We start from the raw sequence: 21,643 nt of genomic DNA on the forward strand, positions 1-21,643 counted from the left end.
TCTAAAATAGAGGACGTGATTTTATGGACTACATGACAGTTCGGGAAGCTGCGGAAAAGTGGGGAGTATCTGTAAGACGTGTGCAATATCTATGCAAACAGGATATGATAGCAGGAGCTGTCCAGTTTGGCAAGGTCTGGACCATTCCCAACGACACTGCCAAACCAAGAGATGGCAGATATAAAGTAATGGAAGAAAGTCCAAAGGACATTGGCCGTCCTTTTCAATCCTGGGGTGGAAATGAAGAGATGCTTTCAAGGATTATAGAATTTTTTCCTTATCCGATTCAAGTTTATTCACCGAACGGGACGATGGTTTTAACTAACGAAGCATCATTAAGGCTAATGCATATACCCTCGAAAGATCATTTAATCGGAAAATTTAATGTATTGAAAGATCCAGTTATCGACAAATGGGAAGAACGAGCAAGAGAACAAATATTAAAGTCATTTCAAGGTGAAACCGTACAATTTCAAGATTTAGAAATGCCAATTCAAGAAATTATTAATCGATTTGAGGTAGGCGAGCTTTGCTTTGACATGAGCTTCCAAAACATCACTTGTTTTCCTATTTTTGATGATCATAATCGACTGGCCTATGTCGTCCATGTCTTTGTTACATCCAAGCTGTATAATGGTAAAGAAGAAATGGTTAAAGCGAAGGTATATATAGAAAGTCATTGGCTGGAAGAATTTGATCTGGACAAGGCGGCAAGGTCGGTAAATCTGAGTCGATATCACTTTTCCCGTCTTTTCAAAAGGTATACTTCCATGACTCCCTTCAGCTATTATCAGGACGTTAAAATAAATAAGCTGAAGGAGAAGCTTTGCGATCAGAATCTATCTATTGGCGAAGCTTTTTCTGCCTGCGGTTTGAATTACAATGGAAATTACGCCAGGGTGTTCAAGGAAAAGGTAGGAATGACACCATCACAATACCGAAAAACACTTGGATAAAAATAAAAAAGTATAGGATAAAGGCTTCCGTGTCTGTGATAAGAACACGGGAGCTTTTTTAATTGAGCAATATATTTACTAAAGTCAGGTTGATATTAACTATATTTATTTTCTGAAAATTACTACCATGAGGTAAAAAGGGGCTTTTTATGAAATGAGGTGGTGAGTAGTGAGTGAAAAAAAGAGCAAGGAGAAACTTCTCGAAGATCTAATTCAGATGCAAAAAAACATTGAAAAGAAGGTGTGAAGGTTAAGATTCAGGACAGCTTAATAAAAAGCATGCAATTGTTAATTCAAAACGAGGGACTGCATTTTCAGGTAATTGGTAATTTTCCTTATCCTATTGCCATTTTTGAACGCAACGGCATACTGATCATGGCCAATCATATCCTGTTGCAAAGAGCAAACATAAAGCCTGACGATGTACAAGCGGGAAAAATCAATTTTCTAAGCCGCATTACCAATGAGAATTCTGCTGTGCTGGAAGCTGTGGAAGACATCTTTTTAGGGGAAACAACGTTACTGAAAAATCTAGTTGAGCATCTCTCCATGTTTGTGAGGGATGACTTCGTCCCGGATTATAGTGACGGTTATGAAAGCGCCGTTTTTTTCCCGGTAGTTGAAAGCAATGATCATATATCTCATGGAGCGGTGATGCTTATGAAGTAAGCGGTTATTGTGTGATATTAGCGCTTCTTAAAAAGAACTGGAAAGTCAAGGTGAGTAAATGAAAACAATAAGGTATTTTGTTACTGTGGTGATCATCGTATGTATGGCGTTTATGATGACGGCTTGTGGATCAGGCAGTAAAATTGATGAAAACAGTGAGGCGCAAAGCCAAGGAAATGCGGCCCAAAGTACGAATAGCGACTTGGATGTCGGAGAAAATTTAAAATGGCCTACCGATAGCATGGGAAATCTACCGGGATTAAAAGGCAAGATCAGCGCCGTGTTGAAGGATGACAGTACCGGGCAATGTACAGTGGCTTTTTCCGAAATGGCGAAAGAAGATGCCCAAGCCTATATTGCCGAAATGAAAAAAAGGGGATATACCGGGGAGCTGAGTGTGGCCGACGAGGAAAGTTTGATTCACAGCGGCAAGGCGGCAAACGGTTCAACAGCGGTTTTCACCTATAATGTTACCGCCAAGGAAGGTACGATCTCCTTCGGTACCGGTGACGCTTCCGGCCAATCCGCTACGGCCGTCGATATGACCGATGCTGCGTCCTGGCCGGAAAACTATATGGAAGGCGTTCCCGAACTGGTAGGAAGGATCGTGGATGTTGTCAATGACAATAACAAGAGTGTCACGGTTTCTTTGGAACATGTGGATAAAGCAATTTTTGAAGATTATATCAAATTGCTTAAGCTGAACGGCTTTACGAAAGATGTGGATGAAAGCACAAGCGTTTCTTCGAGTGATTTTCGGGCTTATAATGCTAAAGGCGAGTGGGCTAATGCTTGCCTGAACATTGTGGAAGGCAATAATACAGCGACAATTACAATGGAAAAACCGGCGCAATAGCGATTCGGTTACTTTACAAAAAAGAAGAATTTCCGCAATGAAAAAACTAATGATGCTTTGTCTTTGCTTTATTTTAATGGCTGCTCTTTCAGCCTGCGGCTCTCAAAAAACCCCTGTACAGGACCAAAAACCGATAAGTCAAGGAAAATCCGAACCAAGCGCCCAGCAAACTTCACCGACAACGGCCACAACAGCAGAAACGAAAATTCAGATTACGCCACCCTCCGGCTGGGAGCCGGTAACCGGTTCCGTTCTCCAGGTCCAATATATGAAAAACACGGCCAGCTTTATGGTTAAAAAAGAAAATTTTAGTGGAAAAACTCTTGGGGATGTTGTACAGGAAGCCAAAGGATACTTCGAACGATCCTTTGGTGATGTCAAGTACATTGGTCAATCAGAGAAGATAAGTATAGGAGGAATCGACGCCCAAAAAATCATGTTCACCTGTACGGTCAGTAGCATGCAGATGAAATATGAATATGTCTATCTTTATGTGGGCGCAGACGTCTATGCGATTACTTTTGGCGATTTAGCAGGTTCCTTTGATTCACTCTCGGCAGATTATGCGAAAATACTTTCGGATATCCGCTTTGAATAAAAATATGCCTGGTTTCGTCGAAGTTAGATGATTTTATATGATTACAGAAGAGGAGGATATTTATGGATCAACAAGAAAACCCAACTCAATTTACAGCGGAAGATATTGAAAAAAACAAAGTGATTTCAGCTCTGGCATATATTATTTTCTTTCTGCCGCTTATCGTTTGCTCAGATTCACCATTCGGAAAATTCCATGCCAATCAGGGATTATTGTTGTTAATCATGGGGGTTGCCGGAAGTGTCATTTTGTCATTTATCCCTGTTTTAGGTTGGCTTCTCTTGCCGTTATTTTCGCTGGCGATATTAATTATTGCAATTCTGGGCCTGATTCATACCTTAAACGGTAAGGCAAAAGAACTTCCCGTTATTGGCAAGTATAGAATTATTAAAAATGAGTAATCCGAGCTGTGGAATGATTGCAAAAATTAAAAAAATAGTCTGTGTTTTCTTATCTGTTGCCATGCTAATGACTGCCTGTTCCTGCGCGAAAACATCAGCTAAAAAAACAACGGATGATGACCTGAAAAAATTCATTGAAAAGCAAGAGGTTACTTTGGCAGATCAGGAAACCAGCAATAACGACAAAGCGAGTTCATATTATTCTTTAGGGAATGCCGCTCTAACCCTGGATAAAACACACAAAGTTTCCGTCCGCTATGTGCCTCTGGGCGATCCGGTCTTTCTGGAGCTTAAAGATACGGAAGGAAATGTCTGGCGCCTGGATATTCCGGAAAATGCCCTGCCGTATGCCGAAACGATTTCCATGCAATTGGCTGGAGATATCAGCACAGACATGGTTTCCGGCCAGCTGAATGCCGGTGTCGTTTTACAGCCCGAAGGCCTGCAATTTATTATTCCGGCTACCCTGTCCATTACCGGGCCAAAGGCCAGTACGGACAAATCCTTTGTTTTTTTCGGGGATCAGTCCGGAAAGTATCTGAACTTTGCTGCCAAGAAAGCAGAAACGGATAAGCTTTCCGTAGAAGTAGCCCATTTTTCTTCCTATATTCTCTATACACCGGTAAGCGAAGGGGAATTTCAGCAGGCGGCTGAAATGGCTGCAGAGTCGTACAAAGAAGCCGTAAAAGAAGCTAAAGCTTTTCTCAAGACCCCGATATCCGCCCCCCCTGTGCCACCGGATTATACCTTTATGTGTAAGGATGAAGATGGCGAAAATGCGTCGGAGGTAAGAAATCGGGCCCTGGATATGTACATTGAAAATGTGGTTCAGCCGGAGAAGGATTTGATCATCAAGCTTTTGGCCTCAGGCCGTGAAGTTGCTCTGTTGGACCAGAACCAGGAAGCCTTTTATTATGCCGGGCTTCTGCAGCTGAGAAATATCAAGAAAGCCGATAAATTGATCGCCTCCTACAAAAATGATGTCGATAAACTGATCCCGGTAATGAACGCTTCTTTGAAGATTTTAAAAGAAGCTCAAACTCTGGGAGTGGATATCTCTATCCAACCTTATTTGGATACGTTTTCCGACTGGATGGTCCGTGCTGCAGACAAGAAGATTAAAGAAATCAGAGAAGAGCATAATTACAAAGCAATGGGACCGGCAGTGTCATTGATTCAGAGCGCGCTGATTTTTACCTCGGATTTTCAGGTCTCCCAGGACTTTTCCCGGAAGTACCTGCAGAAGCTTAAGGATGCGATGACCTTCACTGTAAACTACGACGTCTCGCTGCATTCCGGCATCGCCAATCAAAGAATGACGTTAAAGGGCAAAGTGGAACTGTCCTGGCTGGATGAAAACGACGAAAAAGTGTTTACCGGAAAAGGCGAGGGCGAATATGTAAGCTATTCCAACAGCTCGCCAAATACGACACGAATTGATTATCCCAACAAATATCCGGTAAATATGAAGTTTGTCAACTTCTCTCCCTGCGACAGTAAAACGGTGGATGTCCAAGTGGATACCATCGGAGCGCAGACGGAAGTCTGGTATAACCTCGAGCTTGATCAAAAATCGTCCGATGAATACAGCTTTGTCAACTTTATGGCGGAACAATTATTCCAAGATTACAAACAGGAAGATGGGAATTACCTTTTCCAAGTGCCCTTCACCAACAACAATGCAGTGATGGGCTCGGAAAATTTCACCAAAACCGCTTCGATCAGCTATCCTGAAGAAGGTAGCGCCTCTGGAAGCATTGCGTATACGATTGAGATTAAGCATACGCCCAAGTAACTACTCTTGTTTTTAAGCATGTTTCAACACAAAGCATACGGCATCGTGTAATAAATGAAATCCCACTACCCGAAAGCAGGAGAAATCAATAGGGATGGTACAAGCAAAGGTTTGTGCTATCTGCCTCGGTGAATGCCGAGAGTCTATATTATTTTTAGGAGGATTATCATGAAACAACCGTCTGTTAGGACTTGTCTGCTATTAATTGTGGCACTTCTCGTTACCGCACTATTCCCGATCACTGCATTTGCAGATTTGCCGGAAGGTGTTCCTTCGTCATTAGAAGCTCCTTCTATCCAGAACATCGCGTTAAAGACATATGATGACGGCAGGCCATATTTTGAAGCCCAGGTCTATTTCCCCCAGAGCGTTCTCAATCTCGACAGCGAGGCCCCCGGCGGCGGTTCTGTTTTCTGGGAGTATTCGGTGAAGGTTGACGACGGTTCCTGGGAAGAGTTCGGCGGCGGCGGATATATTAATGTTTACACCGGCGGCGAGGACGGCGAAGCGCCCGTTAGCGCCGGAACCTTTGCAATTACCTTCGATCCCATTGACGAAGGTACCCTGACCTCCGTCGATATTAAAAGCCATATTTATTCCTACCAGCTCCGCGTCTACTACGATTACTACGAGGGCTGGCCGGACGTACAGCCTATATCTTCCCCCATATCCAACATGGTTACCATCGGTTCGGGGACGTATTCCAAAACGGATCGTTTGAGCGGAGCAAGCCGAATAGGAACAGCAATTGCGGTATCGCAAGAGGGCTGGCCAAACGGTGCCGGAACCATCATTTTAACAAGAGAGGACAACTATCCCGACGCGCTCACAGGAACGCCCCTGTCCAAAAAATACGACGCGCCCATTTTATTTACCAACCGTCTGACGCTGACCCCTGCCACGGCAGCGGAAATTACCCGCTTGGGAGTGAAAAAGGTCATTATTCTGGGCGGCAGCGGCGCTGTATCCGAGGCGATTGAGAGCAAACTGAAACAGAATTACACTGTGCAAAGGATCGGCGGTACCGACCGGTATGCAACAGCGGCCAAAATTGCCGCGGAGCTTGGCTATAAGGGCAAGGTCGTCATAACGACTGGCCAGGATTTCCATGACGCGCTGGTGGTTGCGCCTCAAGCCGCCTATCAGGGGATTCCCATTTTACTGACCCAGCCGAATTCCCTGCCGGCTGTTATTCAAACGGCGCTGCAAACGATAGCACCTACGGAGACCATTGTGGTTGGAAACCCAAGTGCCGTCAGCAACAATGTACTGAGTCAACTTACCAACGCCCGGCGCATCAGCGGCAGTGACATCTATGAAACGGCGGTTCTGGTGGCAAAGAATTTTGGGGCAAATACGGAAAGAGTATTTCTGGCTACGGGTAAGGATTTCCCGGATGCGCTGTCCGGTTCAGCTGTAGCCGCCAAATTCAACAGCCCGATACTGTTTGTCGGAGACCCGCTTTCCGCTTATGTTAAGCAGTATCTGGGGGATAACAAGCAAAATACCACAACGGTCCAACTTTTAGGAGGGACAGGCGCTATTGCGGACACGGTTCGCAATGAAATAGAACAAATTTACGAATAAGTTTAATTGGAATTTAAAGTAGAGAAAATAACCCAATATTGGGGATAAGAAGCCATTGCCTAAAAAGCAGTGGCTTCTTTGACTTTTTCAGTGGCCTTATTTAGTACAGGTCATTTCTGTTACCATAGCTTCATTTAATATGGATGATTATATTTGCATCACTGATATGGCAAAAGCTAAAGGTGGGGATGCACGGGCTGCTGATATCATAAAAATATGTACTGCCACAGAGTGATTATACAAAACAGACAGAATGGCTTGCTTATGCGGACGAAGCCGATTTATTAAATGTAGCGCTTTTCGGCTGTACGGCGAAACAATGGGGACAGGCTAATGTAGAATTGGCAAAGAAAAATAATATAAGAGATTTTGCATCGATAAATGAATTAACGGTTTTATCCAATCTCGAAACACATAATGCCGAGTTAATAAAGGAAGGGAAAAGTAAAGAAGAAAGGCTTGCAACTACAAATAACGCTATTTTTCTAAAAAATAATCAACTTATCGGTTGAATTCGTTGTATTATTTGCGGTATGGAAGCATAATTAAAATATACAAAGTTCTCCTGTGAAAGATTGAATTTATGAATTATATCACAACCCGAGAAGCATCAAGATGATGGGGAATTACACAACGGAGGGTTCAGGTGCTTTGCATTCATGGGAAAATACCCGGTGCTGTCTCTTTGGAAACGCTTGGGCCATATCGGAAATGCACAAAAACCGAGAGATGAAAGGTATAAGAAGAGTAAACCGGAAAAGGAATAGAAATTCGGGAGAATGATACAATGAAACTGCTCCATATTGCCGATCTGCATATCGGAAAGCGCGTCAATGAATTTAATATGATTGATGATCAGAAATACATACTGGAACAGATCTTGCGAATAACCGACGAGGGAAAACCGGATGGTGTCCTCATCGCTGGGGATGTCTATGATAAGAGCCAGCCTTCCGTTGAAGCGGTGGAGCTGCTCGACGAGTTCCTGACAAAATTGACTGCATTCGGACAGCCCGTTTTCATGATCAGCGGGAATCATGACTCTCCTGAGCGATTAGGCTTTGGAAGCCGGATCATGCAGAAAAACGGACTTCATATCGCCGGTGTATTTGATGGTGTTCTGCAAAAGGTATCGCTGGAGGACGAGCATGGTATCGTCAATATATACTTGCTTCCCTTTCTGAAACCGGCAATGGTAAAACCTTATTTTGAACAGCTAATGGAGTCCTATGACGAAGCTGTGCGCGCGGTCATTTCCGCGACGGAAATCAATGCCCAGGAACGAAATATTTTGCTGGCGCATCAATTTGTGATAAGTGGCACACAGCAGCCGGAGCGTTCGGAGTCAGAAAGCCTGTCTGTAGGTGGTCTGGACAACGTGGACGTTTCCGCCTTTGAGTCTTTCGATTATGTCGCATTAGGCCATCTCCATAGACCACAGAGAATCGGACGGGATACCGTCCGCTATGCCGGTTCACCTCTAAAATATTCCTTTTCCGAAGTACGTCATCAAAAATCAGTGACATTTGTAGAGCTTGGCGTAAAAGGCGAGCTTTTAATCCACCAGCTTCCGCTTATCCCTCTGCATGATCTCCGTGAAATCAAAGGGCCGATTGCCGGACTGCTTCGCATTGGACGGGAAGAACCGAAGAGTGCGGAAGATTACCTCCATGCAACCCTAACGGACGAGGAAGAAATCTATGACGCGATTGGGCAGTTGCGTCAGGTGTATCGTAATCTGATGGTACTGAACTTTGAAAACAGCCGCACTAGACAAGCCGTTTCCGCACAGATTGCCGTTTCCGGTGACATTGCCGAAAAAAGCCCGATGGATTTATTTGCGGCATTCTATCAGATGCAAAACAACAACGAGCTAACTCCAGAACAAGTCCAGGTAATGGAACGGATTTTTGAACAGGCGGGAGGTGCTGGAGTATGAAGCCGTTAAAAGTAGTGATGAGCGCCTTTTGCCCCTATGCCGGCAGAACTGAACTGGATCTGGCAGCATTTGGTGGTCAGGGATTATTTCTCATTACCGGTGATACCGGCGCTGGAAAGACAACCATTTTTGACGCCATCGCATTTGCACTGTTTGGCGAGGTGAGCGGTTGCACCAGAACCGTGGACACCCTGCGCAGTGATTTTGCAGAGCCTAATGCTAAGACTTATGTCGAATTTACCTTTCTGCATAAAGACAAGATGTACTCCATAACGCGGAATCCCCGCTATGAGCGGCCCAAAAAGAGCGGCGACGGGGTAACGACTGAAAATTCCGATGCCACGCTGCAACTGCCTGACGGAGACATCATCACCGGCTATCGGGATGTTACGGCAGAAATCGTTGAGCTTTTAGGTATCAACTATCGACAGTTCAAGCAAATTGCTATGATTGCCCAGGGTGAATTTCTCCAGCTTTTGCTTGCGGACAGTAAAGAACGGGGCGATATTTTCCGGCGTGTATTCAATACCGATCTTTATCAAACTGCGCAACGCTTATTGAAAGACAGTGAACGCGAATCTAAAAAGCGCTGTGAGAGCATTGAGCAGAGCATCTTTCAATATATCTCTGGAATCGCCTGTCCTGAAAGTGAGCAAGGGCAGATACTATCCGCGAAGATAGGCACAGCTACCATACATACCGCGGAGGATATCCTGTCAGAATTACAGGCTTTGATCACAGTGGACACAACTCTTCGGGATAGCTTAAAGCAGCAGGTAGATAAACTGGATAAGGATCTTGCTTCGCAGATTGCCATAATCATGCAGGCCCAATATATTAATCAAGCCTTTAACGATTTGAAGATCGTCCAAGAAAAGCGGAACGCTCTGATCGAGCGTCAAGGGGAACATAACGTTCAGAAGAAAATGTTGCAGGACGCGGAAAAAGCGCTATATATCGTCTCTCCCCTGGAAGCCGCATTTTTGCGGGAGCAGGAGGCCGAACAGAAATTAACACAGAGCATCATGGCACTGGATATTGAAATACAGGCACAGATAAAAGACCTGGAAACAGTACAAACGGCCTACCAAGCAGAGAAAGAAAAGGAACCGGAGCGGGAAAAGCTTGCTTCCGCAATTGATCGGCTTACAAAAATGCTTCCCCAGTATGAAGCTTCCGAGCTACTTGAAAGAGAATTGGAAAAACTGACGGAAAAGCAATCGGCAGTTTGTGCGGCGCTGGGAGAACTCCAACAGCAAAAAGCGGATCTTTTGGAGCAGAAAAATAACCTCAATCAAGAATTGGAGCGGCTTGCGGACATAGAGGCAAAAGCGGCAGTCTGTGAGCAGGAAGCAAAACAACTGCAAGCCACTCAATCCGGATTGCTTGATCTACAGAATTTTTTATCCGGGCTCAGCAAATTACAAAGTGAGAGCGCCAGGCTGCAGCAGCAGTTCACTAGTGCACAAGGGGCATTCCAAACCGTTAATACAGTTTATATGGAAAAAGAAACTGCTTTTTTCCGTGAACAGGCGGGACTTCTGGCGGCATCACTGGAAGATGGAAATCCCTGCCCTGTATGTGGTTCCACTGTTCACCCCAACAAGGCAACGCTGGGCGCGGATGCTCCTATCGAGGCAGAGCTGAATGAATTAAAACAAAAAAGTGACCTTGCCCGGCAGAATATGCAGGAAGCCAGCGAACAGTCGGCTGCAAAGCTGGCGGAAGTCAAACTGGCGCGGGAACAGTTGGTACATGCTGCCGGAGCATATTTCCCCGATGTCGATAAGAGCATCATGCAGGAGCAACTTGCGACCCTGATCGAATCAGCCTTAGCAGAAAGCAGGCAAAAAAAGAAAGAGAATGACGATCACTATCTCCAATTGAAAAAACAAGTCTCTCGTAAAAACCAATCTAAGGAACAACTTGCATCTTTAGAGGGATCCTTACAGACCAACGAGGAAGCAACGACTCAGAACGAACAACAGAAAAATAACATCATCTCAGATATTGCTTCCAAGACCGGAGAACTCAAGGTGCTGAAATCCTCTTTGGAGTATGCAGACCGCCAACAGGCTGTGGCATCTATAGAAGAATGGACGGGAAATCTAAATTCTTTGAAAGAAGCTTTCAGGCAAGCTGAAGAAGCATATCATGCACTTCAAAACAAGTTGGAGGGGAACCAAACTCTTCTTAGCGACCAGAGAGAAAGACTGAGCAACACCATCCAAACAAAACAACAGGCACTGGCAGCTTACACAAAAAAGCTGTCTGAATGTGATTTTCCCAATGAAGAAGCCTATCATAGCGCATTGAAAACAGAATCGGAAATCAGCGAGTTAAAACATTCTATCGACCAGTATCAGAATGAAGTCCAAGCTGTAGAACAGGATTTACGGAGGCTTTTCAAAGAAACCGAAAACAAGCAGAAGCAGGATATGGAACAGCTTGAAGCCGCAAAACAAAAGCTGGAGCAGGAAAAAAGGAAGGCGGATGAATCTATTCGGACGCTGATAGCGCGGTTGGGAACCAATGAACCGATTACAAAAGCTTTCGGCAGAGCAATCTCAGACGCAGCTATCTATCAACAGGAATACCTCCTTCTGAGCAATCTTTCAAAAACGGCGAACGGCGAGTTGGGCGGCAAACAAAAGCTGGCTTTTGAGCAGTATGTACAGGCTTCATACTTTAACCAGATTCTTATTGAGGCAAACAAGCGGCTGAAGATTATGACAAACAGCCGGTTTGAGCTTCTGCGCAGAGAAGACGCGGCAGATCTCCGTGCTCAGACCGGACTGGAAATTGATGTTTTGGATCATTATACCGGCCGGATACGTTCGGTAAAGTCGCTGTCCGGCGGAGAATCCTTTAAAGCATCCCTGTCCCTAGCGCTGGGACTTTCTGACGTGATTCAAAGCTATGCCGGCGGCGTGGAAATCGATACATTGTTTATTGATGAAGGCTTTGGAGCACTGGATACCGAGTCATTAGAGCAGGCAATGCAGACACTTATAGGTCTTGCGGCGGGAAATCGTCTGGTCGGCATAATTTCTCATGTGAGTGAGCTGAAAGAGCGGATTGACCGGCAGGTTGTGATTATGAAGAGTAATAGGGGAAGTAGTATTAATCTCATTTCTTGAAAAAATCGAGAAGAAAACTTCCGGCTGGCCTAAGTAGCGTGTTTAGCCCGATGCTTATTTTAAAAATGGTGTATTAATAAATTAGAAGTGCTGCTATTGAATCCACCAGGGAGAGAGAAAGGAGCATGTTTAAAATGACAGAATTAAAAAATATATGCAGGTAATAATTTAATTTATGTGCAAAGTAATATATAAGATAAATAAGTTGTTCATGCAGGATCTCGGCATCCACCTGAAATAGTCTGTATGAGTTAATTTCTGCCGAAATTGAGGAGTATCCGTGAATAGATTCTTAGAAGATTAGCCAAATACATATGTATGCTCAATGAGAATAGGAGGATTGCAGGCTATAATGAATAATAAAAAAACAATCATTATTACTGGAGCAAATTCAGGACTTGGGTTATCATGCGCTAAAATGGGTAATGGATATTTGCATATCAATGCTGGAGGCTGTGCAATGTAGTAATAAGTTAAATGCCACAACAGCAGTAGGAGATTAAAAGGTGGAAATTTTAATTCCCCCGAATTCGAGGGAATTAAAAACGAAGCGGGATTAAACCGTTTTGTATCAAATATGGAGAACCTGAATGCTGTATTCATTGGCGAAGGCATGTCGTTTTTTACGCACTTAAGGCACGTTGAGTGTATAATTCTGATGACGAATAGTGGTTCTAAGGCAGAAAGGTAGGTTCTATCACAAGATGTAGTGGTTAGAGACCGATTTTGAAGCGAAAAATGAGCAAAAAAGACTTTTAGACAGACATAAGCGGAGCTTTTGGGTCGGGATATCGTCACGAATATGTAAAACTACCTTTTTCCTGGTTTGCCGTTTAAGAAGTTTGGAAGCATTGTAAGCGTACTATCTTACTCCGTTTGGACATTGAAGCAACAGGTGAAAAAAATAAAAGGTGGATTGATAGGGCATTTGGTGTATAATTCTCTGTCTTTGAATGTATAATACGCATAATAATTGGGTCGAGTTTACAGGGGTGATTACCATGAACGATAATATCATCAGTATTTTAGATATTGTGCTCAGAAGCATACTTTCAGTTATTATCTTATTTTTGTTAACTCACTTACTGGGAAAAAAACAACTCTCTCAATTAAGCTTTTTTGATTACACAATAGGCATTTCTATTGGTTCTATTGCTGCATCTTTAGCAATAGATAATGAAATTCCTTATTTACACGGAATACTCGGAATTCTTATTTATGGCAGCTTTGTATTACTGTCTTCTTATGTATCCCGGAGAAGTATCCGGGCCAGAAAATTTTTATGTGGAGTGCCGACGATTTTAATACAGAATGGCAAATTGATCGAACAAAACTTAAAGAAAGCCAGATTTCATATCAATGAAGTAATGGAGGAATGCAGGAACAAAGGTGCATTTAGTATTAGCGATGTAGAAAACGCAATCCTTGAGACAAGCGGCCAAGTCAGTATTCAACTTAAAGCACAAAAACAACCTTTAACACCTGAAGATATGAATATAAATACTTCCGCTAAAGGTATTGCTGCCAACCTGATTATTGACGGAACAGTCTTAAAAAAACATCTCAGCCTTGTGAACCGGGATGAAAAGTGGTTAACTCATGAATTGAAGAAACAAAAGATTAATTCGGTGCAAGAAGTTTTACTGGGGTCTCTTGATTATGACGGCACATTGCATATAGACCTAAAAAACAATGATCCAGTCCCTTTTGACGTACTCGAATAAGCGTTATTCTGTTCGAGCTTTGAATAAACATAGCTCCATATAAACTCCGTATAAACAAGGTAATTGACAAAGTCATTACATCCATAATAGAATGTCGGTAAGCTTCCAAGACTGGCGGACATATGGGTTGAACCATAAGGGATTGGAAGAGTTCAAACGTCGACCGCCTGGGCAGTATAAATATTGTCCAGGTTTTTTTATTTTCTGAGTCACCCTCATAAAATTCAGAACCTGGCAAATCAGGAGGATTAAAATGATGAATAATACAGGATGGGAAAACTTCAAAGGCGGCAGATGGCAGCAGGAAATTGATGTTAGGGACTTCATACAAGCAAATTACCAGCCTTATGAAGGTGATGAAACTTTTTTAACGGAGATAACGAATCGGACGCAGCATATCCTAGAGAAACTTTCAAGGCTGCAAAAGCTTGAGAAGGAATTCGGCGGCGTGCTGGATATCGATACCTCAACGGTTTCTTCATTGCTAAGCTATGCGCCGGGCTTTCTGGACAAGGAAAAGGAACTCATCGTTGGCATTCAGACCAACAGGCCGTTAAAAAGAGGAGTCAATCCTTTTGGCGGGATCAATATGGCCAGGAAAGCCTGCAAGGCTTATGGCTATACCATGGATGAGAAAATCGAAAGAGAGTTCTTTTACAAGACGACGCACAATGACGGCGTTTTCCGTGTTTACACCGATGAAATGAAGGAAGCCCGCAGGAGCGGAGTCATTACCGGATTGCCGGATGCCTATGGACGGGGAAGGATCATCGGGGACTACAGGCGTGTAGCACTATATGGCGTTGACAGGCTGATTGCAGGGAAAAAAGAAGATAAGCGCAAAAAAGGTCAGTTACTGATGGACATGGAGAATATCAAAGTAAGCGAGGAATTGTACAAGCAGATCGATTTTTTAGAAAAGCTGAAAAAGATGGCGGAGCTTTATGGTTTCGATATATCCCAACCAGCCGCAGATTTTAAAGAGGCGGTTCAGTGGTTATATTTTGGCTATCTTGGCGCGATTAAGGAGCAGAATGGCGCCGCCATGTCCCTGGGAAGGGTCAGCACATTTCTGGATATCTATGCTCAGCGGGATATTGATCAGCAAAGATTGACCGAACAGCAGGTCCAGGAGATCATAGACGATTTCATCATTAAACTGAGAATGGCCCGGCATCTTCGGACACCAGAATACAACGAGCTTTTTGCCGGGGATCCCATGTGGATCACAGAGGCTATCGGAGGTATGGGCGAGGACGGAAGGACGCTGGTTACTAAAATGTCCTACCGTTTCTTGCATACGCTATATAATCTGGGACTGGCACCCGAGCCTAACCTAACTGTGCTGTGGTCCGCGGTGCTGCCGGAGGCTTTTAAACGTTATTGCGCCAAGGTGTCTATCGATACCGACTCTATTCAGTATGAGAACGACGATGTAATGCGTCCTTTATATGGGGACGACTATGGGATCGCCTGTTGCGTATCGGCGATGAAGATAGGCAAGCAAATGCAGTATTTCGGAGCACGCTGCAACTTGCCAAAGATGTTGCTTATGGCTTTAAACGGCGGAAGGGATGAAATCACCGGCAAACAGGTCGGGCCTGTATCCGAAGGGGTTAAGGACAGTTTGCTGGAATACGAGGATGTCATGAAGCGGTTCGCTTTTTATCAGGGATGGCTCGCCAGGCTGTATGTCAATACCATGAATGTCATCCATTATATGCATGACCAGTATGCCTACGAAAAGCTGCAGATGGCATTGCATGACACGGATGTCGAACGCTTTATGGCTTTCGGAATCGCCGGACTTTCCGTGGTTGCGGATTCTTTGAGTGCGATCAGGTATGCCAAAGTCCGGGCAGCCAGAAACGAAAAGGGCCTGATCCAGGACTTTGAAATAGATGGAGAATACCCGCGGTTTGGCAATGATGACGACCGTGTGGACTCGATTGCTGCAGAGCTAACAGAGGATTTTATCGGGGAACTGAGAAAGACGCCTGCTTACAGGAACGCCGTACACACCCTTTCGGTGCTGACAATTACCTCCAATGTGGTCTACGGCAAAAAGACAGGTGCAACCCCGGACGGAAGGAAAAAGGGCGAAGCTTTTGCTCCCGGTGCTAATCCGATGCACAACAGAGAGGCAAACGGGGCGCTTGCATCATTGAATTCTGTTTCAAAGCTTCCGTATGAAGCCTGCCGGGACGGGATATCCTGTACTTTTTCCATAACTCCTTCCACCATCGGCAAGAACCCTGAGGAACAGAAGAGCAACCTGGTAGCGGTCCTAGACGGCTATTTTGATATGAAGGCCCATCACATCAATATTAACGTTTTGAACCGTGAACAACTGATTGATGCTATGGAGCATCCGGAACACTATCCCAACCTGACGATACGCGTATCGGGTTATGCAGTCAACTTCAACAAGCTAAGCCGTCAGCAGCAGCAGGAGGTCATCAGTAGGACCTACCATGAAAGGCTGTGAGGCAGTAAGCAGATGAGCGGTAAAGCGGAAGAGATAGGAAAGACGGGAAGGATACACTCCATTGAGACCCTTGGAGGAGCGGATGGACCTGGATTGAGAATGGTTATTTTCATGCAGGGATGTCCATTACGCTGTATCTATTGCCATAATCCCGATACTTGGGACAGGAATGGGGGGAGGGAGTTCACTGCGGGAGCTTTGGTGCAAAAAGCGATGCGTTACCGCACTTACTTTGGCCGGGAAGGCGGTGTCACGCTTTCCGGCGGAGAGCCGCTTATGCAGCCCCTTTTTGCGGCAGAACTGTTTAAACAGCTTAAAAAGGCCGGTATCAACACGGCTCTGGATACTGCCGGTACGACACCGTCGGAGGAGGTAGCCGAGGTGCTGGCAAATACCGACACGGTCCTGCTGGATATCAAAATGCCGGATCAAGAGCGGTATGATCAATATATCGGAGGCAGTCTAAGTACGACAATGAATTTTCTGCAGGCAGCTTCGGCGGCAGGCTGTCGGATATGGATACGGCACGTGGTGATACCGGGCATTAACGACAAGAAAGATGATATCGGCAGCCTGTGTAGCCTTATTCATGATAGCGGAGTAGCTGTGGAACGAATGGAACTGCTACCTTATCACAGGATGGGTATTGAAAAATATAAGCTGCTGGGACTGTCATACCGGCTGGCCGATGTTCAGGAACTCGAAGAAGGAAGACTTGCCGAGTTGCTGAAGTATTGCTCCAAAGAGCTGCCGGAAACTGCTCCGGGCTATTAAAAAATGAAAACGTTAAACGGAGCTCTTCTAATATCCGAATAGTTTAATGCCTTAATGGATATCCTAAGCTTGCATATAATATAAAGGGGATTGCAGTAATGCCAATTTTTTTGTTGCATCCGTTCTATGCTGCGACTTTTATTTTACTCTTAATCGTTATTGTGCCAAAAAAAGATATTCAGCGATTGTCCTTGTTTGGTGTTGTCTTAGGCGGGATGATGGATTCTATTGTCCACGCTTTTGGATATTTTACCGGACTATTTTCTTGGACGAATTTTGGCCCTTTTGGCTTCATTGGTGTTCATCTTTTTGCCAATATTGCCTGGACAGCATTTTTCATTATTTATCTTTATTATTTACCAAGACAAAGGCCGTTTTATTATATTTCTATAGCAGCAGGAGTCTTTGCTTCGATCTTATACTATAATTTATTGCTTGATATAGGGATTTTCAAGGCTTCCAGCAGATTAATTCTGCCGCTGATCGGTTTTACGGTCTGGTTTTTTGTTGCCACCTGGGCATTTTTAAAATGGAGCCATTTTGTCGAGGATAAAAGCAGAGAGAAAATGTATCCCTACTAAGCATTGCGATTAAGCAATGCTTGCGGCTTTTTCATATTAATAATTCATTTTGCAGAGAGTGGGTGATTGGCCTTGGAAAATACCCATAATTTTTTTATCCCCAAAACCAATCTGATCGGCGTTGGGGCAATTAAGGATCTTCCTAATCAATTATTGTCTTGGAAACTAAGTAAAGTGTTAATCGTCACGGATAAGAATATGATCAAACTTGGGTATGTTGAAAATATTGAAAAAATACTAAAGAGTCTATTTATTTCCTATGATATTTTTGACGGGATTTTACACCCCAATCCGACAGTATCTTTTGTCGAGGACGGATTAAGATATTTTAAGCAGGGCTGGAATGTCTTTAAACGAGACTATAAATTAATTATATCCATCGGCGGCGGTACAAATCATGATTGTGCAAAAGCAATTGCTGCAGTTGCTGTAAATGGTGGCTCGATCATAGACTATGAAGGATATAACAAAATAACCAAACCGATGATCCCTCTTATTACAATCAACACAACGGCTGGTTCTGCAGCAGAAGTAACACATACTGCAATCGTCACGGATAATACAAGAAAGGTAAAAATGGTAATTACTTCAGCTTTATTGACACCGTTTATATCCGTAAACGATCCAATTTTTATGACCACGATGCCGAAGGAAGTAACATCCAGTTCTGGAATAGATGTTGTCTCGCATGCGATAGAAGCGTTTGTTTCGACAGAGGCGTTTCCGATTACAGATGCTTTGGCTTTGGATGCACTGAGGTTGTCATTTGAGTACTTACCGAGAGCCTATGAGAACGGCAATGATTTGGAAGCCAGAGAAAAAATGATGTATGCCAATATTATGGCAGGGCTTGCCTTTAATAGCGCAGGTCTAGGCTATGTGCATGCAATGGCGCATCAGCTGGGCGGTTTTTATAATGGTGCTCATGGATTCAATAATGCTGCGCTGCTGCCTCATGTTTTTAGATTCAATTCCACGGCGATACCGGAACATCGGATTTTGAAATTATGCGAAGCTATGGGGACTGTTACACATCATAAGGAGCAAGCGATAAATATTATTATCGAATCGATTAAGAATCTGTCTTCTGTAATTGGTATTCCCGGAAAGCTATCTATGATGGGTCTTGAGGAAGGTGATATTGAAGAACTGGCAAATAATGTGATGCAAGACATTTGCACGTTAACGAACCCCAGGCAGGGATCGGTTGAAGATATCATCGATATCTACCAAGCTGCATTATAAAAGCAGAGTAGGAACTCTACTCTGCTGAGTTTTGAAGATTTTGACAATCTTCTTGTACAATATCACGACGCGCGTATGACAGACCCAATACTATCCGCCTCTTATAGAATCAAGGTCTCTTAAGCTTCTTTGGTCTTGTCTAAACCAAACTGCTCTGCGTATTTGTTGTATAAGATTAGATCAAATCTGCCATTTTTTTCAGCAGCAGGTTTGACATCGATCAGAAACTGAAGCTTCTGTTTTTTCGATAAATAACTAAAATCATACCAAGTATATGGTTTCAAATTATTTTACCTCCTGAAATTCTACATCTAAAACGTTGGCTGCTAACACTGAATCTAATAAATCTGTTGCTTTCTCTTTAGTCATACATCTTACTTGCATCAGTTCACTGATAAATATATTACGGGCACCCTCCAACATTTTGGAATCTTCTTTTCCCAATTTACCAAGGAGGTTTTTCCGCGTTAAATCACGGATTATTTCTGTCCCTTTGAAAATATCGCCGCTTCTCATCTTTTTCGTATTTAAATCAGTGCAGTATTTCTGGTTTTTATAAAGCAGGGGATCGGTAATTCCCTCATTAAAATTTTCCAGAATTTCCTCAAAGATAGAGGATTCAACCAGCTTCCGGATGCCAAAGCTTTCAGCTTTATCCTGGGGAATCATCATCTGCATCCTGGTTTGGGGGACATTGACAATATAGTAAATTCTTTTTTTCCCCAAGATTTCTTTTTCTTCAATAGCTTCAATAGTTCCGACTCCATGCATAGGATAGACAATCTGATCACCAACTTGGAACATATATTCACCTCCCTGAGTCAGTAGCTTATTAAGCATATCATAGAAAATGATATATAGCAAATCAATTATTTTATCATTTATAAAAATGTATGTCAATGATTAATGTCAATGAATTAATGGTTAATAAATTAATAAGCTTCATTTGTAAAATAAAGCCATAATTAATAGCCATAAACATTTTTTATAAAATGGTAAAAGGTTGGGCTGCTTATGGAATAAAAGACCCGAAATAAAAAAGCCTCCCTAGTGTGTGTACTAGGAAGGCTTCTTTCAAATACTTACCAATTATTACGTGTGCGTGGTTGATAACAATCACGACAATAAACCGGTTTGTCACCTGAGGGTTGGAAAGGGACTTGAGTTTCTTTTCCACAAGTAGCACAGACGGCTGGGAACATTTCTCGTTGCGGACGACCGTATTGGTTGTTGGATCTACCCTGTGCCTTTCTCGCAGAGCGGCATTCCGGACATCTGCCAGGTTCATTGGTAAATCCCTTTTCTGCGTAGAATTCTTGTTCGGAAACGGAGAAGGAAAACTCATTTCCACAGTCCTTACAGGTTAAAACTTTGTCTTCAAACATAAAAAAACCTCCAAAATATATTACCCGCTTTATGGGAAGAATTCATAGCTTCCCAGAGCTTTAGGCAATGGAGAGGTTATTAGTAAATCCACAAAATGAACGAGCTGCTTAAGTATAACTGCAATGAAAGTATATGTCAAAGGAATATTTCAAATATATAGCAAATTTGGTGGAGTTTTTTTGATTCTAGTAATAACTCAGTTTTAATATATCCTTGAACAAATATTCCATGCCTTTGACTGGGCTGGGTATTTTGACATCTGCTGCTTGTAATAGAGCCAGTATAAACGCTAACACAAAAAAGACCGAAAAGACGGCAAGTTCCCGCCAATGCTTATTTCTGACAAGAGCAGGGATTTCAAATAATCCTATGGCCACAAAAGCTATCGTTAATAAAAAAATCACGGCCATTTCCTTTCCTGTTATTTTGGCAACTTTCGTATTTTTGCTATTAGTAATGTTATTACAGGCGAAAATTCAAACGTAAGGGTGAAAAAAGGCCCTGTCCCAGTTGCAAAACTAACGTTTTGTGCCAGATAAGTAAATGACAGAATAGATAAACTAACAATGATACTTCCAATCGGAAGTACCAGTGGCCTATAGGAACGTAAATTAAATAATCGGGCTATCCCTAATACAGAGCCATAATACATGACGCTTACTTTGATGAACATTGCAATTAATAATAAAGTAATAACAAGCATTTCCAGCCTGGTTATGATCTCTGCCAGGTCTATCAGGCGCACTGATTCGATCGAAGGAGAAACCATAATCGTCGATGTTACTCCCAGCACAGCTGTATTGCGAACCGTATCAATTAATATGCTGCCCCCTCCGATGATTAATCCTAAAATAACGGATTTTTTTGCTTCTACTCCCTTGTTCACATAGGGCATTACCATGAGAAACACCACGATTTCACTAAAGGGAAGGGTCAGCATGACATGTGTACCCTGAATAAAATCCTTCAGGGAAAGATCAAAAAATGGCAGGAAATTGGTTAGTTGCATGTCTTTCAGCAGTAGAAAAAAAGTGATTAGGATTACAAATATGATGATCATGACAAATATAACACTGGTCCGGGCAAGGACCTCTATTCCGTTGCGAACTGTCCAGGCGCAGATGCAAGCAAATAGAATACAAATTGCATACTTAGGAGTTTCCGGCATCATGTAATACTTTATGATTTCGCCGACATAGGTTAACATAAAACCTGCAACAGAGCAAAAGAACCAAATATATAAGGCGGAAACCAGTTTGCCTAAATAGGGACCATAGACAATACGATTGATTTGTACCAGGTCCTTGCCGGGAAATTTCCTCGCTAAGGCAATATAAACCATCGCAAGGGGGATACTTGCAGCCAATCCGGATAAAACAACCAGCCAAGTATACTGTTTGGTAATTATATTCGTAATTGCAACTACCATAACAGAACCCTGGACATATCCTGCAACTAAAAACATCAATTGTGAACTTGATATGATTCCTCTTTCAAGTCTCAT

General features: G+C 43.2%; 20 protein-coding genes and 1 riboswitch. Of the genes, 15 read left to right on the forward strand and 5 right to left on the reverse strand.

Features of this window, described 5'->3' with window-relative positions:
• The first annotated feature begins 23 nt into the window (after positions 1-23).
• The 15 genes from A7D23_RS05355 to A7D23_RS05420 all read left to right on the forward strand — a co-directional run bounded on the left by A7D23_RS05355 (position 24) and on the right by A7D23_RS05420 (position 18,753).
• Complete coding sequence (locus A7D23_RS05355) at positions 24-956, forward strand: helix-turn-helix domain-containing protein (protein WP_019225444.1); 933 nt, start codon at positions 24-26, stop codon at positions 954-956.
• Between the two features lie 243 nt (positions 957-1,199).
• The gene (locus A7D23_RS05360; RefSeq protein ID WP_019225445.1) at positions 1,200-1,625 is read left to right on the forward strand and encodes a hypothetical protein; all 426 of its coding nucleotides are present in this window, start codon (positions 1,200-1,202) and stop codon (positions 1,623-1,625) included.
• Positions 1,626-1,683: 58 nt separating this feature from the next.
• Positions 1,684-2,481 (forward strand): hypothetical protein, encoded by a 798-nt coding sequence (locus A7D23_RS05365; protein WP_019225446.1) that lies wholly within the window; start codon positions 1,684-1,686, stop codon positions 2,479-2,481.
• A 37-nt stretch (positions 2,482-2,518) separates the two neighbouring features.
• On the forward strand, positions 2,519-3,079 hold the full coding sequence (locus tag A7D23_RS05370) for a hypothetical protein (protein WP_019225447.1): 561 nt from the start codon (positions 2,519-2,521) through the stop codon (positions 3,077-3,079).
• A 62-nt stretch (positions 3,080-3,141) separates the two neighbouring features.
• Positions 3,142-3,480 (forward strand): hypothetical protein, encoded by a 339-nt coding sequence (locus tag A7D23_RS05375; protein ID WP_019225448.1) that lies wholly within the window; start codon positions 3,142-3,144, stop codon positions 3,478-3,480.
• The gene (locus tag A7D23_RS05380; protein WP_019225449.1) at positions 3,473-5,275 is read left to right on the forward strand and encodes a hypothetical protein; all 1,803 of its coding nucleotides are present in this window, start codon (positions 3,473-3,475) and stop codon (positions 5,273-5,275) included. The genes A7D23_RS05375 and A7D23_RS05380 overlap by 8 nt, the downstream gene beginning before the upstream one ends.
• A gap of 168 nt (positions 5,276-5,443) precedes the next feature.
• The gene (locus tag A7D23_RS05385) at positions 5,444-6,862 is read left to right on the forward strand and encodes a cell wall-binding repeat-containing protein (protein WP_019225450.1); all 1,419 of its coding nucleotides are present in this window, start codon (positions 5,444-5,446) and stop codon (positions 6,860-6,862) included.
• 341 nt (positions 6,863-7,203) lie between these two features.
• Positions 7,204-7,374: a hypothetical protein gene (locus tag A7D23_RS16615; protein ID WP_019225451.1), complete on the forward strand. Its 171-nt coding sequence runs from the start codon at positions 7,204-7,206 to the stop codon at positions 7,372-7,374.
• A 275-nt stretch (positions 7,375-7,649) separates the two neighbouring features.
• Positions 7,650-8,801 (forward strand): exonuclease SbcCD subunit D, encoded by a 1,152-nt coding sequence (locus tag A7D23_RS05390; protein ID WP_019225453.1) that lies wholly within the window; start codon positions 7,650-7,652, stop codon positions 8,799-8,801.
• Positions 8,798-11,941, forward strand: a complete 3,144-nt coding sequence (locus tag A7D23_RS05395; RefSeq protein WP_019225454.1) for an SMC family ATPase — start codon at positions 8,798-8,800, stop codon at positions 11,939-11,941. Before A7D23_RS05390 ends, A7D23_RS05395 begins: the two co-directional genes overlap by 4 nt.
• 1,001 nt (positions 11,942-12,942) lie before the next feature.
• Positions 12,943-13,665 carry a DUF421 domain-containing protein gene (locus A7D23_RS05400; protein WP_019225456.1) on the forward strand — a complete coding sequence of 241 codons (723 nt, stop codon included), beginning with the start codon at positions 12,943-12,945 and terminating at the stop codon, positions 13,663-13,665.
• 97 nt (positions 13,666-13,762) lie between these two features.
• A riboswitch (ZMP/ZTP riboswitch) is annotated at positions 13,763-13,845 on the forward strand.
• 73 nt (positions 13,846-13,918) lie between these two features.
• A complete protein-coding gene (gene pflB / locus A7D23_RS05405) occupies positions 13,919-16,153 on the forward strand; it encodes a formate C-acetyltransferase (protein ID WP_019225457.1) in 2,235 nt (744 codons plus the stop codon).
• A gap of 12 nt (positions 16,154-16,165) precedes the next feature.
• Complete coding sequence (pflA, locus tag A7D23_RS05410; RefSeq protein WP_019225458.1) at positions 16,166-16,927, forward strand: pyruvate formate-lyase-activating protein; 762 nt, start codon at positions 16,166-16,168, stop codon at positions 16,925-16,927.
• 98 nt (positions 16,928-17,025) lie between these two features.
• The gene (locus A7D23_RS05415) at positions 17,026-17,508 is read left to right on the forward strand and encodes a hypothetical protein (RefSeq protein WP_019225459.1); all 483 of its coding nucleotides are present in this window, start codon (positions 17,026-17,028) and stop codon (positions 17,506-17,508) included.
• Between the two features lie 66 nt (positions 17,509-17,574).
• The gene (locus tag A7D23_RS05420) at positions 17,575-18,753 is read left to right on the forward strand and encodes an iron-containing alcohol dehydrogenase (protein WP_019225460.1); all 1,179 of its coding nucleotides are present in this window, start codon (positions 17,575-17,577) and stop codon (positions 18,751-18,753) included.
• A gap of 119 nt (positions 18,754-18,872) precedes the next feature.
• Here the strand turns inward: A7D23_RS05420 and A7D23_RS16005 are convergent, their stop codons facing one another.
• From A7D23_RS16005 to A7D23_RS05440, 5 genes are all read right to left on the reverse strand, one after another.
• Positions 18,873-19,037 carry a hypothetical protein gene (locus A7D23_RS16005; RefSeq protein WP_019225461.1) on the reverse strand — a complete coding sequence of 55 codons (165 nt, stop codon included), beginning with the start codon at positions 19,035-19,037 and terminating at the stop codon, positions 18,873-18,875.
• Between the two features lies 1 nt (position 19,038).
• Positions 19,039-19,557 (reverse strand): CarD family transcriptional regulator, encoded by a 519-nt coding sequence (locus A7D23_RS05425; protein ID WP_019225462.1) that lies wholly within the window; start codon positions 19,555-19,557, stop codon positions 19,039-19,041.
• Between the two features lie 278 nt (positions 19,558-19,835).
• A complete protein-coding gene (locus tag A7D23_RS05430) occupies positions 19,836-20,138 on the reverse strand; it encodes a zinc-ribbon domain containing protein (protein WP_026071844.1) in 303 nt (100 codons plus the stop codon).
• Positions 20,139-20,324: 186 nt separating this feature from the next.
• Positions 20,325-20,549, reverse strand: a complete 225-nt coding sequence (locus tag A7D23_RS05435) for a hypothetical protein (protein WP_019225464.1) — start codon at positions 20,547-20,549, stop codon at positions 20,325-20,327.
• An 11-nt stretch (positions 20,550-20,560) separates the two neighbouring features.
• The gene (locus A7D23_RS05440; protein ID WP_019225465.1) at positions 20,561-21,643 is read right to left on the reverse strand and encodes an endospore germination permease; all 1,083 of its coding nucleotides are present in this window, start codon (positions 21,641-21,643) and stop codon (positions 20,561-20,563) included.

It is taken from the genome of Dehalobacter sp. TeCB1 (assembly GCF_001707455.1).
GTDB classification, from domain to species: Bacteria; Bacillota; Desulfitobacteriia; order Desulfitobacteriales; family Syntrophobotulaceae; genus Dehalobacter; species Dehalobacter restrictus.

What these genes read in the sequence shown, in the direction of transcription:
- pflA (WP_019225458.1), top strand. Translation starts at nt 16,166, where the DNA reads ATGAGCGGTAAAGCGGAAGAGATAGGAAAGACGGGAAGGATACACTCC.
- A7D23_RS05365 (WP_019225446.1), top strand. Translation starts at nt 1,684, where the DNA reads ATGAAAACAATAAGGTATTTTGTTACTGTGGTGATCATCGTATGTATG.
- A7D23_RS05415 (WP_019225459.1), top strand. Translation starts at nt 17,026, where the DNA reads ATGCCAATTTTTTTGTTGCATCCGTTCTATGCTGCGACTTTTATTTTA.
- A7D23_RS05370 (WP_019225447.1), top strand. Translation starts at nt 2,519, where the DNA reads ATGAAAAAACTAATGATGCTTTGTCTTTGCTTTATTTTAATGGCTGCT.
- A7D23_RS05375 (WP_019225448.1), top strand. Translation starts at nt 3,142, where the DNA reads ATGGATCAACAAGAAAACCCAACTCAATTTACAGCGGAAGATATTGAA.
- A7D23_RS05435 (WP_019225464.1), bottom strand. Translation starts at nt 20,549, where the DNA reads ATGGCCGTGATTTTTTTATTAACGATAGCTTTTGTGGCCATAGGATTA.
- A7D23_RS05380 (WP_019225449.1), top strand. Translation starts at nt 3,473, where the DNA reads ATGAGTAATCCGAGCTGTGGAATGATTGCAAAAATTAAAAAAATAGTC.
- A7D23_RS05385 (WP_019225450.1), top strand. Translation starts at nt 5,444, where the DNA reads ATGAAACAACCGTCTGTTAGGACTTGTCTGCTATTAATTGTGGCACTT.
- A7D23_RS05425 (WP_019225462.1), bottom strand. Translation starts at nt 19,557, where the DNA reads ATGTTCCAAGTTGGTGATCAGATTGTCTATCCTATGCATGGAGTCGGA.
- A7D23_RS05390 (WP_019225453.1), top strand. Translation starts at nt 7,650, where the DNA reads ATGAAACTGCTCCATATTGCCGATCTGCATATCGGAAAGCGCGTCAAT.
- pflB (WP_019225457.1), top strand. Translation starts at nt 13,919, where the DNA reads ATGATGAATAATACAGGATGGGAAAACTTCAAAGGCGGCAGATGGCAG.
- A7D23_RS05395 (WP_019225454.1), top strand. Translation starts at nt 8,798, where the DNA reads ATGAAGCCGTTAAAAGTAGTGATGAGCGCCTTTTGCCCCTATGCCGGC.
- A7D23_RS05440 (WP_019225465.1), bottom strand. Translation starts at nt 21,643, where the DNA reads ATGAGACTTGAAAGAGGAATCATATCAAGTTCACAATTGATGTTTTTA.
- A7D23_RS05355 (WP_019225444.1), top strand. Translation starts at nt 24, where the DNA reads ATGGACTACATGACAGTTCGGGAAGCTGCGGAAAAGTGGGGAGTATCT.
- A7D23_RS05400 (WP_019225456.1), top strand. Translation starts at nt 12,943, where the DNA reads ATGAACGATAATATCATCAGTATTTTAGATATTGTGCTCAGAAGCATA.
- A7D23_RS05430 (WP_026071844.1), bottom strand. Translation starts at nt 20,138, where the DNA reads ATGTTTGAAGACAAAGTTTTAACCTGTAAGGACTGTGGAAATGAGTTT.